Source organism: Hungatella sp. (genome assembly GCF_046966825.1).
Window position 1 is genome coordinate 1 of sequence record NZ_JBKVCZ010000150.1, and the last position, 15,219, is coordinate 15,219.

Sequence of the window (15,219 nt, forward strand, 5' to 3'; positions counted from 1 at the left end):
GATTATATATTCGGAGCGGAGTATGAGGCGGGAAAGGATCTGATTACGGACAGCTTAAACCGCTTCCGCAGGATGCTGCGCAGCAGAAAAGACGAGGAGGTAAAGGCCGCCATGGCGGAAACGGAGCGTGCGCTGGCGCTGGCCCAGACGGACAATGCAGCCGTGCTTCTTCTGCTCGCTGCGGCGCTGGTCTCCTTCTATCTGCTGGTTCTGAAGCCGTTCCTCAAATATTCCGTCGCTTTAAAGCGCGCGGATGGGACGTCGCCGGTTCATCTGGTGCCGGCAGGATCGGCGGAGGTGCGGGAGTTTGCCTCCGTCTTCAATCACGTATACAGCCAGTGGCAGGAGCAGAATGAGCGTCTGAAGGAATTAAACGCCATTGACTCCCTGACCGGAGCAGCCAACCGGGAGACCCTGTACCGGTATCTGGAGGATCTGATCGGGAAGAAGCAGGGAAACATCGGCGTGTTTATGCTGGATATCGATTCCTTCAAGTCGTTTAACGATGCGTACGGCCATTTATCCGGCGATGAGGTGCTGGCGAAGATCGGTCATTTCCTGAACACCATTATGGCGGAGGTCCACGGGCTGGCCAGCCGCGTGGGCGGGGAAGAATTTGCACTGGTGGTCCCGGAGGCCTGTGCGGAGTCCATCGACCATATCGCGGGGAAGATTCTGTACGGAATTCAGGAGCTGAATTTAAAGCATGAGCTCCTGCCGCTGACCGACACGCATATCACGGTGAGTCTGGGCAGTATTTTCTGGAAGGGCGGAGAGACAAAGACGCCCAAGGAGCTGATCCACTACGCAGATTTGGCGCTGTACCAGGCGAAGAAGAACGGTAAGAACCAGCATGTGATGTTTTCCGAGACGGATTACTCTTTTATCGTCCTTCAGAACAGCCACACGCATGACAGCGAGGTGGAGGCGGATATGTACGGCGCCCTGGAGCGGGGAGAATTTATTCCGTACTACCAGCCGCAGTATGATTTAAAGACGGAGCGGATCGTGTCGGCGGAGGCGCTGGTGCGGTGGAAGCATCCGGAAAAAGGGATTCTCTATCCCGATTACTTCATCCCTCTCTTCGAGCGGAACGGCTTTATCACGAAGATGGATTTCTGCATGTTTGAAGCGGTATGCAGGGGTTTAAGCGAGTGGATCAGGACGGGAGAGCGGGTGATTAAGGTGGCGTGTAATTTTTCCCGTCTCCATTTTGCGAGGGAGGATGTGGCGGAGAGGCTGAAAGAGATTGCGGATGCCTATCGCGTTCCGTATAAATATCTGGAGATTGAGATCACCGAGAGCGCGTTTATGGATGACAGCAAAAATATCATTGACCAGATGAAAAAACTGCGGGAAATCGGTTTCTCGACGGCTATCGATGATTTCGGCGTGGGGTACTCATCCCTCGGTCTGCTGCAGGACGTTCCGGCCGATGTTCTGAAGATCGACAGGGGATTTTTAAACCGTGACATGGCGGACAGAAAGAACGTGATGATCATCAAGGGCATCGTGAATATTGCAAATATTCTGCATTTAAAAACCGTGTGCGAGGGCGTGGAAACAGGCGCTCAGAAGGAGCTCCTCAAGGGCATCGGCTGTGATCTGGCCCAGGGTTATTACTACGCAAAACCCATGGAAAGGGAAAAAATGGAAGCGCTTTTATTCATTCGTAAAGAGCTGGCTTAAGACCCAGAATATTTTTAAGGGCAAAGCCAATAAAAAGGTAAAAAACCTTGACAAAAACAGGAGAAACAGCTATAAATGATATAGTATCGTATTAACGAGAAAAATCGTAGTTAAATACTACATTCTAGGAGGAAGATATCAATGAACAAAACAGAATTAATCGCAGCAGTAGCAGAGAAGGCAGAACTGTCCAAGAAGGATGCAGAGAAGGCAGTAAAGGCTTTCACAGATGTAGTATCTGAAGAATTAGTAAACGGCGGAAAAATCCAGTTAGTTGGTTTTGGTACATTTGAAGTTTCTGAAAGAGCAGCAAGAGAAGGAAGAAACCCGAAGAGCGGCGAAGTTATGAATATCCCGGCTTCCAAGACACCAAAATTCAAAGCTGGCAAGGCATTAAAGGATATGGTGAACGCATAATTCATGAGACTTGATAAATTCCTAAAGGTTTCCCGGCTCATCAAGAGAAGAACTGTGGCTAACGAAGCCTGCGACGCAGGCCGCGTGGTCGTGAATGATAAACCGGCGAAGGCTTCCTTAAACGTTAAGGAAGGCGACATCATCGAGATTCATTTCGGGACAAGCTCCGTAAAGGTGGAAGTCCTCGATGTAGCGGAGACTGTAAAAAAGGATGAAGCGAAAGAGCTTTATCGCTATATTTAACAGGAATAAAGAGGCGCGCCTCCTAATATACTTTAGACAGGTATATTAGGAGGTTTTTTAATGGAAGAGAAGATGAATATCCGCCCGCATAAGCTTACACTGGAAAACAGAGGGGCCGGAACCGTTACGGGGATCCGGGAGGTCGTGTCGTTCGATGAGAATCAGGTGGTGCTCGATACCGATTTGGGGCTTCTTACTGTCAAGGGGAAGGACTTGCATGTCAGCAGGCTGACCCTGGAAAAGGGAGAGGTAGACTTAGACGGCACCATCGACAGTTTAAACTATTCCTCCAACGAGGCGTTAAGAAAGTCCGGAGAATCCCTGTTTACCAGATTATTCAAATAAAGAGCCTAAAGGAGTCCTATGAGCGTCCATATTGTATATGAGGTGAGACTTCTGCTCTACAGCTTTGCCACGGGCGCAGGGCTTATGATGACGTATGATTTTCTAAGGATCCTCCGCATCTTCATTCCTCACCTTCCCGTCATCATGGGCGTGGAGGACATGGTATACTGGGTCTACGCGAGCCTGGTGACATTCTCCCTGCTGTATGAACAGAATGACGGAGGCTTAAGGGGATACGTCATCGCAGGTGTCTTTATCGGAATGTTTTTATACGACCGGCTGATCAGCAGGTTTTTTCTAAAGTTCTTGAAAAATACATGGAAATATCTTAGAATGAAGCTAGACAAGTGTTTCCGCCGCAGAAAGAAACGGCAACGATAGAATAGCTGGTGATAAAGAGAATGAGTAATTTTGGAAAATCGAGGAGAAAACGGAAAGATAAATGGGGCAACCGTATGGCCCTGATCGGAATCACCTTTGTGGTATTCAGCCTGGCAGTCATCGTTACGGTCAAGGGAGCCTCCTTAAAGGACAAGGAACTGGAATACCAGATTCGTGAGGAGAACTTAACCGCTCAGAGGGACAAGGAGCTGGAACGCTCGAAGGAACTGGAAGAGTACCGGATCTATGTCCAGACGAAGCAGTACATAGAAGAGGTGGCGAAACAGAAGCTGGGGCTGGTGAATCCTGACGAGATTCTGTTGAAACCGAAGAAAAAAGAGTGAATCCTGTCGTAATATTTTTGGGACAGGGTGTTAAGATTTGACAAATATTTCCCTCCAACCTGTATATAATGTGCGTTAGGAACAGTATGCATAAAAACAGGCAGGAGGGAATTTTTGTGTTCAGACGTAAGGCGGAGCATCACGATATGGCTGATGTGAATGTATATACAGCGAAGAGATTAAACGACATGGCAGGCTCCCTCGGAGAGCTGGCCAGAGCATGTACAGATGAATTGTCCGCCGGACAGGGACTTACGAAGGAAGATGGGATTGCGGCGATGCAGACAGCCGCAGCCATGGTATGCGCGGGCTGCAACAAGTGCAATATCTATTCCAGCCAGGAACAGGAAAATAACTACTATCTGTATTATCTGATTCGCTCGTTTGAGCAAAAAGGGAATCTGGATTACGGGGACATGCCCCGCATGTTTCTCGAGACCTGCAAACACCGGGACGAGTACGTGGACCAGTTAAACCGCAGTCTCGGAAAAGCAACGATGAATTTAGCCTGGAAGAACCGGTTCCTGGAGAGCAGGGATGCGGTCATCATCCAGTTTAAGGAGCTCGCCGTTATCCTGGAGGAATTCTCCCACCAGATGGAAAAGGCGGTGGACATTACCCAGGACAAGGCGGACGCGGTGGAGAAGGAATTCAAGCGCCGCCACATTATCATTGAAAAAATGCTGATTCTGGAGTATGAAAACCACCAGAAAGAGGCATTCCTCACCATGCGGACCGGAAATGGGCGCTGCGTGACTGCGAAGGAGGCGGCGGAGCTGCTGGAGGAAGCCATGGACGAAAACGAGTGGTGTGTCGCCCACGACGGCAGAAACTTAATCACGAAGCAGCCGGCCACGATCCGTTTTGTGGAAAAGGGGCGTTACCGCATGGTCTACGGCGCCGCCCGCGCCATAAAGACAGGGGAGGCCGTCTCGGGGGACAACTACAGCTTCAGCCAGATCATGCCCGGCCAGGTGATCATGAGCCTCTCCGACGGCATGGGAAGCGGTGAAATCGCGGAGGAAGAGAGCCGTCAGGTTATAGAGCTGACAGAGAGGCTCCTGGAAACCGGTTTTTCCGCCCGGGCCGCCTTAAAGCTTGTCAACACGGTGCTTCTTCTGACCGGCAACGTGCAGCATCCCGCGACTCTTGACTTAGGATGCATCGACTTACATACAGGAATCCTGGAGGCCATGAAGCTGGGGGCCGCGGCCACCTATATACTGACTCCCAGCGGAGTGGAGCTTCTGGAGGCCGGCGAGGTCCCCATGGGCATCTTAAATCCGGTAGAACCGATTCTTCTTTCCAAAAAACTGTGGGACGACAACCGCATCATCATGGTCAGCGACGGCGTCTTAGACGCCCTGCCCGGTGAGGACAAGGAGCTGTCACTCCTGGAATTCATAGCCGGAATGCCCATAAAAAATCCACAGGACATGGCCGACCGCATTCTTCTCTTCGCCCGCTCATTCAATGAGTACGTGGGTGACGACATGACCGTCTTAACTGCCGGTATCTGGGACCGCTGAAGGTTTAGGAGATCTGTCTGTGCCATGCGGCAGCCGTTGTCTGCCGGCCCATACGAATTCAGAAGGCATGTACCCTGCGCCTTCTGAATTTGTTACAACTGTCATCCGATCCTTCCGTACGCCTCCATACAATCCTCCCGTTTAAAATTTCCAGTCAACATTTCGAGTCGGACTTTCACGATTTTCCTCTTTATGGTATATTTATAATTATACCGGGAAAAATCTACAAAGGCGGTGTCACCATGCACAGAAAAATACTGGAAACCATCAGGGAATTCATCCGGGAGCACGATATGCTCGTCCCGGGCGACCGCGTAATTATAGGATTGTCCGGCGGCGCGGATTCGGTGAGCCTTCTGATGATCTTAAGCGAACTGAAGAAAGAACTGAACATAGAGCTTTTCGCGGTCCATGTCCACCATGGGTTAAGGGGGAAGGAGGCGGACCGTGACAGCGCATACGCACAGGAACTGTCAGAGAATCTGGGAGTGCCTTTTGTTTGTGTGCACGCGAACGTGGCAGAGTACGCCCGTGTCAACGGAGTCTCAGAGGAGGAAGCGGGAAGGCATCTGCGCTACCGGATTCTGGAGGAACAGCGCCTTTTTCGCCATGCGGCGAAGATCGCCGTGGCTCATCACGCGGATGATCAGGTGGAGACCGTGCTCTATAACCTGTTCCGCGGAAGCGGCTTAAAAGGGCTTGGCGGGATGAGGCCGGTGCGGGACGCCGTTATACGGCCTCTGCTTTCCGTAACGAGAAAAGAGATTCTTGCATATCTGGAAGAAAAAGAGATATCATATTGTGAGGACTCTACAAACAGCGGGACGGATTATATCAGGAACCGCCTGCGCCATGAGATTATTCCCGCTGTCAGGGAACGGATCAACGAAGGGGCGCCATCCAATATCCTGCAGGCGGCAAAGACGGCCGCGGCCGCGGATGCCTGTTTTGAGAGAACCGCGAGGCGGATTCTGGAGAGCGTCGGCATCCGGGAGAGACGGGAGGGCGGCGGCGTTATTTCCATTGGAATTTCTGCGGAGATATTAAAACAGGAAGAGCCCATTGTCCGTCAGTACGTGATCCGGCAGATGATCGGAGAGACGTATCTGTCTTTAAAGGATATTGCCTCCGTCCACGTGGAGGAGGCCGAAAAGCTTCTTTTTAAGCCGGTGGGACGGCGGATCCAGCTGCCGGATGGGGGATATGCTCTTCGGACCTACGAGGAATTGTGGATAAAAAAAGAGGAAAAAAAGCTTTTTTCCCAGAGCGGCGGCGAAGAAACCGGAATAATGCCCGTTATGACGACATTTCCTTACAAAAAAGGGCAGGAAATTCCCAAAAACAGGTATACGAAATGGTTTGATTATGATAAAATCAATAGTGCGCTCTCTGTGAGGTATCGGGAAACCGGAGACTATATTACGCTCGCCGGCGGCGGCAGAAAGACAGTCAAATCGTTTATGATCGATGAAAAGATTCCGAAGGAAGAACGCGGTAAGATTCTGCTGGCGGCGGACGGATCACACATTCTCTGGATCATCGGATACCGGATCAGTGAATATTATAAAATTACAGACGATACTCATACAGTACTGCAAATACAAATAGACGGAGGAAAAATTGATGAATGATAAGATACGTGTATTGTTATCGGAAGAAGAAGTAGCAAAGAGAATCAAGGAGATGGGGGAGGTAATCAGCAGTGATTACGAAGGCAGACCCCTTCATCTGATCTGCATCTTAAAGGGCGGAGTGTTCTTTACCTGCGAGCTGGCAAAGAGAATCAGCCTGCCGCTGACCCTGGATTTCATGTCTGTATCCAGCTATGGCGCAGGCACCGTATCCAGTGGAATCGTAAAGATCGTAAAGGATTTGGATGAACCGATCGAGGGAAAGGATGTATTGATTGTGGAAGACATCATCGATTCCGGCAATACGCTTTCTTATCTGATTGAAGTCCTGAAGCAGAGAAACCCGAGAAGCATCGAGCTGTGCACCCTGCTTGATAAGCCGGAACGCCGTGTGAAGAAACAGGTTACGGTTAAATACACCTGCTTTACCGTACCGGATCAGTTCATCGTGGGATACGGTCTTGATTATGACCAGAAATACAGGAATTTGCCGTATATCGGAGTAATAGAACAGCAATAAGGAGGCAGCCCGTTGAAACAACAGCAACCATTTAGAGGGTTAGGTCTCGTTCTGATCCTCGTGATCATGCTGATCGTAGCAAGCATGTTTCCGAGACAGAATGAGAAGATCAGTAACCAGGAATATATGAAGGCCATCGAGGATGGCAGCGTAGTCGCAGCGACTATTAAGCAGAACCAGCAGACGCCCACCGGCCAGGTCGTGCTGATTATAAGCGACGGATCGGCGGAACAGGCCAAAGTCGTGAATGTTCCGGACGTCATTGCAGCACAGGAGCTGCTGGACAGGAACGGAATCGTCTATACCACGGAGAACGTACCCCAGGAGAATTATTTCCTGACCATCGTTCTGCCGATTATCCTGACTGCCGTGGTTCTCGTTGGCATGTTCATGCTGATGAACGCCAGAGCAGGATCGGGAGGCGCCAACGCCAAGATGATGAATTTCGGCCGCAGCCGGGCGCATCTGGCCAAGGATGCCAATAAGGTCAACTTTGGAAAGGTCGCCGGTCTGGAAGAAGAGAAGGAAGAACTGGCCGAGGTGGTGGACTTCTTAAAGAATCCACAGAAATACACCAGTGTCGGAGCGCGTATCCCCAAGGGCATTCTGCTTGTGGGCCCTCCGGGAACCGGTAAGACGCTGCTCGCAAAGGCGGTGGCAGGGGAGGCGGGAGTTCCGTTCTTCTCCATTTCGGGTTCCGATTTCGTGGAGATGTTCGTCGGTGTCGGCGCATCGAGAGTCCGCGATTTATTTGAAGAAGGCAAGAAGCACGCGCCCTGTATCATCTTTATCGATGAGATCGACGCCGTTGCCCGCCGGAGAGGTACCGGTATGGGAGGCGGCCACGATGAGAGGGAGCAGACCTTAAACCAGCTGCTGGTCGAGATGGATGGTTTCGGTGTCAATGAAGGCATCATCGTCATGGCGGCCACCAACCGTGTGGATATTTTAGATCCGGCCATTCTGCGTCCGGGCCGGTTTGACCGGAAGGTTGGAGTGGGAACACCTGACGTCAAGGGCAGAGAAGAGATCTTAATCGTCCATTCCAAGGAGAAACCCCTGGGAGAGGACGTGGACTTAAAACGCGTGGCTCAGACCACGGCAGGATTTACCGGTGCCGATTTGGAGAATCTGATGAACGAGGCGGCGATTAATGCAGCCCGCGACAACAGGAAGTTTATCAGCCAGGCGGACATCAATAAGGCGTTTGTCAAGGTTGGAATCGGCGCGGAGAAGAAGAGCAAGGTCATCTCCGAGAAGGAGAAGAAGATTACGGCATATCACGAGGCCGGTCACGCGATCCTGTTCCATGTGCTTCCGGATGAGGGACCGGTTCATACCATTTCCATCATTCCTACAGGCATCGGCGCGGCGGGGTATACCATGCCTCTGCCGGAGAGCGACCGGATGTTCAACACGAAGGGAAAGATGCTGCAGGATATCATGGTGGATTTAGGCGGCAGAATCGCAGAAGAACTGGTCTTCGGCGATATTACCACCGGCGCATCCCAGGATATTAAGCAGGCGACAGCGACGGCCCGTTCCATGGTGACTCAGTACGGTATGTCTGACCGTGTCGGTATGATTAATTACGACAATGACGGCGATGAGGTCTTCATCGGCCGCGATCTGGCTCACACCAAGAGCTACGGCAACGAGGTTGCCAACACGATCGACAGCGAAGTGAAGCGTATCATCGATGACTGCTACACCAAGGCGAAGGATATCATCATGAAGCATGAGGATGTACTTCATTCCTGTTCCCAGCTTTTGATTGAGAAAGAGAAGATTGGCCAGCAGGAGTTTGAAAGCCTGTTCCCGGCAGAGATTTAATGGCAGCATAGCTACTATGCCATTCCGGGTTATGCATTCTGGACTCGAATGTGGATTGAAATAGCAGAAACACGCTGTGGATCAGAATCATGAAGAAATATGCAGATGCCCGGTAAAATGCCTAAGATTGGCGCCGGGTGCCTGCATTTTTTTGTCTGTAAAATGGGGTAAAATCAAAAATGACGGAAAAACAGGAATGAAAAAAATGATGTTTGTGCACACTTATTTCTGAAAGCATGATATATTATTAATCGTAAACCCCCCCAATACATTATATAGTTTTTGCTACACCCCATAAGAAACGAAATACCTTCTCCAAAAAACGGTCAGCTCCCCCGCTGACCGTTTTTTATTTCAGCAGGAAAGTGACCCTGGGGAATACGGAAAAGGTTGGAAGAAAACGAGGGATTGGGCATGAAAAAATGAAGAAACTAAGAGCCCACGGGGTTGTATATTTAGGCCTGATCAGATAAAATAGATACAGGAGTAAATGAGAAAGGGAAGGATAACCGTATGTGCTTCCAGGCAGAGGCGTTAAACAGAGAGGCGTTATTTACCGACGAGACAGAAAATTTCCGATTTCCCACAGAGCCTTTAGAAGGAGACGACGTATACTTACGTTTCCGGACCGCAAGGGATAATGTGGATTATGTATATTATATAGAAGATGGCAGCAGGAACGAAGCCGTTATGGAGAAGTCAGACTCCGACGGTTTATTTGATTACTACGAATATAAGATTACAGTCGGCAGGGAAAGAATCAGCTACAGCTTTAAAGTGGTAAAAGGCAGCGAGGCCTGTTATTATAACCGGCTGGGGGCGACGATGGATAATCAGGAGTGTTTTCATTTCCGGATCGCTCCGGGATTTAGCACCCCGGACTGGGCCAAGGGCGCCATCATGTATCAGATCTACGTGGACCGGTTCTGCAATGGCGATCCGTCCAACGATGTCGTGGATAACGAGTATTTTTATATAGACCAGAATGTCATGCATGTGTCGGATTGGAGCAAATATCCCAGTCAGATGGACGTGGGCTGCTTCTACGGCGGTGACCTGCAGGGCGTATGGGATAAGCTGGATTATATTCAGAATCTGGGTGTGGATGTCATCTATTTCAACCCGATTTTCGTGTCGCCATCCAATCACAAGTATGACTGCCAGGATTATGACCATATTGATCCGCATTACGGCGTGATTGTGAAGGACGGCGGAGAGCCGCTGAAGAGCGGGGCCGCCGATAACCGCCAGGCGACCAAGTATATGATAAGAAGCACGGCAAAGGAGAATTTGGAGGCCAGTGACGCATTTTTTGCACGGTTTGTGGCTGAGGTTCACCGCCGGGGGATGAAGGTCATCCTGGACGGCGTGTTTAATCACTGCGGTTCCTTTAACAAATGGCTGGACGGAGAACTGCTTTACCAGATGTCCGGCGACTATGAAGCTGGGGCGTACGTCTCGGAGGACAGCCCGTACCATACGTTTTTTAAGTTCTATAAGGATGACGCATGGCCCTGCAACGATTCCTACGACGGCTGGTGGGGCCATTCCACGCTGCCGAAGCTAAATTATGAGGAATCACCCATGCTGTATGAATACATCATGAAGATTGCCCGTAAGTGGGTTTCTCCGCCGTACAACGTGGACGGCTGGAGACTTGATGTCGCTGCCGATTTAGGCCACAGCAGCGAATACAACCACCAGTTCTGGCGGGATTTCCGGAACGCGGTGAAGGAGGCCAATCCAAAGGCGATCGTGCTGGCAGAGCACTACGGCGACCCCTCCAGCTGGCTGGCTGGAGACCAGTGGGACACTGTGATGAACTATGACGCGTTTATGGAGCCTGTAACCTGGTTTCTGACAGGCATGGAGAAACACAGTGATGAGAGTAATCCCAATCTCTACGGGGATGGAGAGAGCTTTTTCCGCTCCATGAATTACCATATGAGCCGGATGATGACGAATTCCATGATGGTGGCCATGAACGAACTGTCCAACCACGATCACTCTCGTTTCTTAACGAGGACGAACCGGATGGTGGGACGGATCAGCACGAAAGGGGCCAAGGCGGCTTCCGAGGGTGTGAACTACGGCGTGTTCCGTGAGGCCGTATTAATCCAGATGACCTGGCCGGGAGCGCCGACCATCTACTACGGCGATGAGGCCGGAGTCTGCGGATGGACGGATCCCGATAACCGGAGAACGTATCCGTGGGGCAATGAGAATCTGGAGCTGATTGAATTTCATAAATATATGACGGGGCTTCATCACCGGATCGCCGCTTTGAGACGCGGCTCATTAAAGCAGCTGCTGGCAGGAAGGCAGCTGATCGCGTACGGCCGGTTCTGCGGCGACAGCGTCTGTGCCGTGATCGTAAACAACCGGGCGACGGAGCGGGATGTCCAGCTTCCGGTATGGCAGCTGGGCCTTTCGGACGGAGATACGCTGGTACGCCACATGCTGACGTACGAGACAGGATACAATGTGGGCAGAATCAGCTATGAGGTCGCAGACGGTCAGGTATCGGTCTTCCTGCCCGCCAACAGCGCCATTCTGCTCGCAACAGACCGGGTGTAGGACCAGATTCGGCGGCACTATACAGCAATTTTCAAACACGCTCTTAATTGGTCCGGCAGAGACGTAGAAGGCCGGGCCGGTCAGAGCGGGATGTCCGGATGGAAAAAAGAGGATGAAAAATACAAAAAAAATAATCGCACAGCCGATGAAAACCGCTTGATTTTTTATGCTCTCTGTGATAAAATAATCACTGCTTGTCAAAGCATTTTGGATGGTTTCCCGAGTGGCCAAAGGGGACAGACTGTAAATCTGCTGCAAATTGCTTCGGTGGTTCGAATCCACCACCATCCATATGCCGGCGTGGCGGAACTGGCAGACGCACAGGACTTAAAATCCTGCGGGCCTAATCGCCCGTACCGGTTCGATTCCGGTCGCCGGCAGTAAAAAAGCTGCAAAAGTGAACATTCACTTTTGCAGCTTTTTATTATTTATAAAAATTCGTAACAGGGACTCCTTCTTCCTGTTGTCTAATCGTATTAAATGTTATCCTCTTAACAGCTCCCCCATCTCCTTTAAGGAGAGGTAGACACCGTCAGGGCGGACCTTTGCGTGACCGAGATCCTCTCTCTTCGTCTCCCCCGTCAGAACCAGAAGACCGGCGGCTCCGTTGTTTACGCCGGCGGCCACGTCTGTGTACAGGCGGTCTCCGACAAAGGCGGTACGATCCCTGGCGGCGCCCGTCTTTTCTAAAATCATCTCTACGGTCTCCGGAAAAGGTTTTCCCACATACTTAGGCGTTTTTCCTGTGGACAGCGTGATCGCCGCACAGAAGGAGCCGCAGTCAGGTATGAATCCGTCCTCTGTCGGGCAGTTGATATCCAGATGGGTGGCGAGAAATGCCGCCCCATCCCGGATGTAACTGCACGCCCGTTCCAGCTTGTGATAGGTAAGCGTCGTATCAAACCCCACCACCACAAGGTCCGGCCGCTCTTCGGTCAGTGGGATGCCGGCCTTTTGAAAGCTTTCGCACAGCGTAGGAGTTCCCAGCAGATAGACGGTCTTTCCCGGATAATAATGCTTCAGATATTCGATCATTACGTCACCGGAGGTCATGATCTGGCTGGAGTCGATGGAGCAGTCCATGCGTCTGAGCTTCTCGATGTAGGACTCGGAGGACTTAGAGGAATTGTTGGTGAAGAACAGATAGCGCCGTCCTGTCTCCTTAAGCGTCTGCAGAAATTCCAGAGCTCCCTCTAATATGCGTTCTCCGAGGTAGAAGGTTCCATCCATGTCCAATACAAAAAGTTCTGTCTTTTCAAGCAGTGATACTCTTTGTTCCTTCAATGCCCTTCTCCTTTACGAGTCACCCAGTATTTCGTCTATCTCTTCTGCCATTTCAGTTAGAGCGGATTCAACGTCCAGATCCTCCTGAATGATTTCGTCCATCCAGTTTTTCCACGTGGTGGATGCTTGGCTCCAGTCGGAACGCTGAATTCCGGGAGTGATGACATCCAGGTTGTCGAAAATAATCTGGAACTCCGGCTTCTTCTCCAGGAAGGCTTTGCCTTCCTCGGTCTCCTGAACCGATTTTCTGGTGGGCAGATATCCGGACTCGGAAGCCCAGATCATATTGACCTCCTTGCTCATTAAGTAAGAGAGGAATTCCCAGGAGGCGTCCTTTACCTTCTGATCGTTCTTGGCCGGGAGGAATAAGACATTTCCGCCTAATTCCTGCTCCTTTGTCTTGCCTCCGGGCAGCCATTCCATCCCGACATCAAAGCTGCAGCTGTCTGCCATGGTGTCAAATAAGGAACTGGTGTAAACGATGGATAAAGCCTTTCCGTCAATAAAGTTCTGACGCATGACGGAAGCCGCGTCTTCTCCTGTGGCAAGGTAGGTGTAGCCCTTCTGGCACCAGTCCTTTAACTGGGAAACCAGTTTTATGGAATTGTCAGAGGCCAGGTCTGTCCTGCCTTCCGGCGTGACCATCTGGACTCCGTTGTTGACAAAGAATGGTTCGTAGTACCAGGTGATCCAGCCGGGAATTACCATACCGTAGCGGTTGGTCTTGCCATCCGCGCCGACATCGGAGGCCTTCTCTAAAAACTGGGGCATCTCATCCCAGGTCTTCGGTATCTCCAGGCCTAACTCCTTCATTAAATCCCTGTTGTAATAGACCACTTCCGTGGATACGAGAAATGGAAGGGCAACCTGGACGTCCTCGTATTTCGCTGCCTGAATCAGACCTTCGCCGAAGTCGTCAATCTCAAATCCGTCGCGCTGGATATAGGGCCCCAGGTCTTCGCACAGTCCGCCTGCGCCGTAGCCCGTGACATAAGGGATATTGGCCATGGCGACGCCGGGAAGATTCGTATTGGCTGCATTTGCCGAGACGATGGCCTCGTTTAACGCGGAATAATTTCCGATATACATGGGTTTCACCACGATGCTGTCGTGTGTACTGTTGAAGTCACCGACTACACGGTTTAATGTCTCTTCATACTGGTTCTCCAGCGCATGCCAGAATTCGATCTCTATCACATCGGAAGCAGCCCCTGAGTCCGCAGCCGCCTCGGCGGCCGGTGCGCTGTCGGCCGGTGTAGTGCCGGCATCCGCCGTTGTTTCCTGAACTTTTGCAGAACATCCGCTCATGGTGATAACAGTCAGTAATGCGATCCCCGCCAAATATCTTTTTATCATAGTCTCTCCTCCTCTTTAGTTCGCCAGCGTAAGTAAATATTCCCCCAGTTCATACGCATAACGCATCATTGCATCGATCATTGGATCCGGCAGGCGGTCCGTCATTTTATGTGTCTCATAAGCGAACGCCCCCTGATAGTTGATTTTCTTTAAGGTCTTCATGATGGGCTCCCATTCTATTGTACCGAGATAGGGCAGCAGATGGTCGTCAATGACACCGTAATTATCCTGAACATGGGTAGCAATCAGGCGGCCTCCCATCATTTCAAGGCATTCCGGCTGGTTCCAGTGCATCAGATTGGCATGGCCGAAATCCCAGACGATCCCCACATTGTCATAGGACTGGTGCAGCGTATCCACCAGATCGATTAAATCTTCCGGATCCGCCAGATAACGGGGAACACGAACCCGTTTTTCACTGTCGTTGATGTCGAATAGATTTTCGATGGCTATTTTTACCCCGTACTCGGCGGCCAGCTCCAGATGCGGTTTTAAGTACTCGATATTTTCCCGCTTGTTTTTCCGGTAATCCGGGCAGTATGGCAGGGAACCGCCGTGAATGACTACGATACCGGCCCCCAGCTCCGACGAAGCGATGATAGAACGGCGCACCATCTCTTCCTCTTCTTCCCGATAGGGGTAGTCCGGATCGATCACATTATAGAATGGAGCGTGTGACTGGCTGACCGTCATCCCCAGTTCCCCGATCAGACTCCTGCATTCCTGTATCCATTCTCTCCAGTCCTGATAGAACAACTCTGTCTTATGCCTTCTGGTCCACGCAAAGTTAAGATCTAAATCTCTAAAGCCTGCCCTGTGAATTCTGCGAATACTCTCCAGCATGGGCGCCACACTTCCATCCGGTCTCGGACCATAAAACAATGTTGTTGTTGATAGCTTCATCTCTCTTCTCCTTAGTTTTATTAGCAATCAGGCCGTACGCTCCCGCTGTTTAAAAAGCCCCCTCCTTTTTCCAGATTGGGAAACGGTACGGTCAGTCCACTCCGCTTAAAAAATAGAACAAAGTGCCTTCGGCACTCTCAACTCCCCTGCCCCTCACTCATGAGGGG

General features: G+C 51.0%; 14 protein-coding genes and 2 tRNA genes. 13 read left to right on the forward strand and 3 right to left on the reverse strand.

Annotated elements, in window-relative coordinates; all coding sequences use genetic code 11:
• The 13 genes from ACLTD4_RS28615 to ACLTD4_RS28675 all read left to right on the forward strand — a co-directional run.
• Positions 1 to 1,689: putative bifunctional diguanylate cyclase/phosphodiesterase (locus tag ACLTD4_RS28615; protein ID WP_412331755.1), on the forward strand; the 1,689-nt coding region annotated here is incomplete at its 5' end.
• 141 nt (positions 1,690 to 1,830) lie between these two features.
• A complete protein-coding gene (locus tag ACLTD4_RS28620) occupies positions 1,831 to 2,106 on the forward strand; it encodes an HU family DNA-binding protein (RefSeq protein ID WP_002605179.1) in 276 nt (91 codons plus the stop codon).
• 3 nt (positions 2,107 to 2,109) lie between these two features.
• Positions 2,110 to 2,349, forward strand: coding sequence for an RNA-binding S4 domain-containing protein (locus ACLTD4_RS28625; protein ID WP_002605178.1), 240 nt, complete (start codon positions 2,110 to 2,112; stop codon positions 2,347 to 2,349).
• A gap of 60 nt (positions 2,350 to 2,409) precedes the next feature.
• Entirely contained in the window at positions 2,410 to 2,694 is a 285-nt protein-coding gene (gene yabP / locus ACLTD4_RS28630; RefSeq protein WP_002605177.1) for a sporulation protein YabP, read from the forward strand.
• An 18-nt stretch (positions 2,695 to 2,712) separates the two neighbouring features.
• Entirely contained in the window at positions 2,713 to 3,075 is a 363-nt protein-coding gene (gene yabQ / locus ACLTD4_RS28635; RefSeq protein WP_002605176.1) for a spore cortex biosynthesis protein YabQ, read from the forward strand.
• A gap of 20 nt (positions 3,076 to 3,095) precedes the next feature.
• Entirely contained in the window at positions 3,096 to 3,419 is a 324-nt protein-coding gene (locus ACLTD4_RS28640; protein ID WP_029467076.1) for a septum formation initiator, read from the forward strand.
• A 116-nt stretch (positions 3,420 to 3,535) separates the two neighbouring features.
• Positions 3,536 to 4,948 (forward strand): SpoIIE family protein phosphatase, encoded by a 1,413-nt coding sequence (locus ACLTD4_RS28645; RefSeq protein WP_055659177.1) that lies wholly within the window; start codon positions 3,536 to 3,538, stop codon positions 4,946 to 4,948.
• A gap of 242 nt (positions 4,949 to 5,190) precedes the next feature.
• Positions 5,191 to 6,579: a tRNA lysidine(34) synthetase TilS gene (gene tilS / locus ACLTD4_RS28650; RefSeq protein WP_117623971.1), complete on the forward strand. Its 1,389-nt coding sequence runs from the start codon at positions 5,191 to 5,193 to the stop codon at positions 6,577 to 6,579.
• Complete coding sequence (gene hpt, locus ACLTD4_RS28655; protein WP_055659174.1) at positions 6,572 to 7,099, forward strand: hypoxanthine phosphoribosyltransferase; 528 nt, start codon at positions 6,572 to 6,574, stop codon at positions 7,097 to 7,099. The genes tilS and hpt overlap by 8 nt, the downstream gene beginning before the upstream one ends.
• Positions 7,100 to 7,111: 12 nt before the next feature.
• Positions 7,112 to 8,932: an ATP-dependent zinc metalloprotease FtsH gene (gene ftsH, locus ACLTD4_RS28660; RefSeq protein ID WP_055659172.1), complete on the forward strand. Its 1,821-nt coding sequence runs from the start codon at positions 7,112 to 7,114 to the stop codon at positions 8,930 to 8,932.
• Positions 8,933 to 9,445: 513 nt separating this feature from the next.
• Positions 9,446 to 11,509 (forward strand): glycoside hydrolase family 13 protein, encoded by a 2,064-nt coding sequence (locus ACLTD4_RS28665; RefSeq protein WP_117623972.1) that lies wholly within the window; start codon positions 9,446 to 9,448, stop codon positions 11,507 to 11,509.
• Between the two features lie 209 nt (positions 11,510 to 11,718).
• A tRNA-Tyr gene (locus ACLTD4_RS28670) sits at positions 11,719 to 11,800 on the forward strand.
• Positions 11,801 to 11,803: 3 nt separating this feature from the next.
• Positions 11,804 to 11,889 (forward strand) — tRNA-Leu (locus ACLTD4_RS28675).
• A gap of 103 nt (positions 11,890 to 11,992) precedes the next feature.
• Here ACLTD4_RS28675 and ACLTD4_RS28680 read toward each other — a convergent pair.
• Genes ACLTD4_RS28680 through ACLTD4_RS28690 form a run of 3 tightly spaced genes read right to left on the reverse strand, consistent with a single transcriptional unit; the run spans position 11,993 to position 15,052 of the window.
• Positions 11,993 to 12,793, reverse strand: coding sequence for an HAD-IIA family hydrolase (locus ACLTD4_RS28680; protein ID WP_181988719.1), 801 nt, complete (start codon positions 12,791 to 12,793; stop codon positions 11,993 to 11,995).
• 12 nt (positions 12,794 to 12,805) lie between these two features.
• Positions 12,806 to 14,149 carry an ABC transporter substrate-binding protein gene (locus ACLTD4_RS28685; protein WP_117623973.1) on the reverse strand — a complete coding sequence of 448 codons (1,344 nt, stop codon included), beginning with the start codon at positions 14,147 to 14,149 and terminating at the stop codon, positions 12,806 to 12,808.
• 15 nt (positions 14,150 to 14,164) lie between these two features.
• The gene (locus ACLTD4_RS28690; RefSeq protein WP_117623974.1) at positions 14,165 to 15,052 is read right to left on the reverse strand and encodes a sugar phosphate isomerase/epimerase family protein; all 888 of its coding nucleotides are present in this window, start codon (positions 15,050 to 15,052) and stop codon (positions 14,165 to 14,167) included.
• Positions 15,053 to 15,219 lie beyond the last annotated feature (167 nt).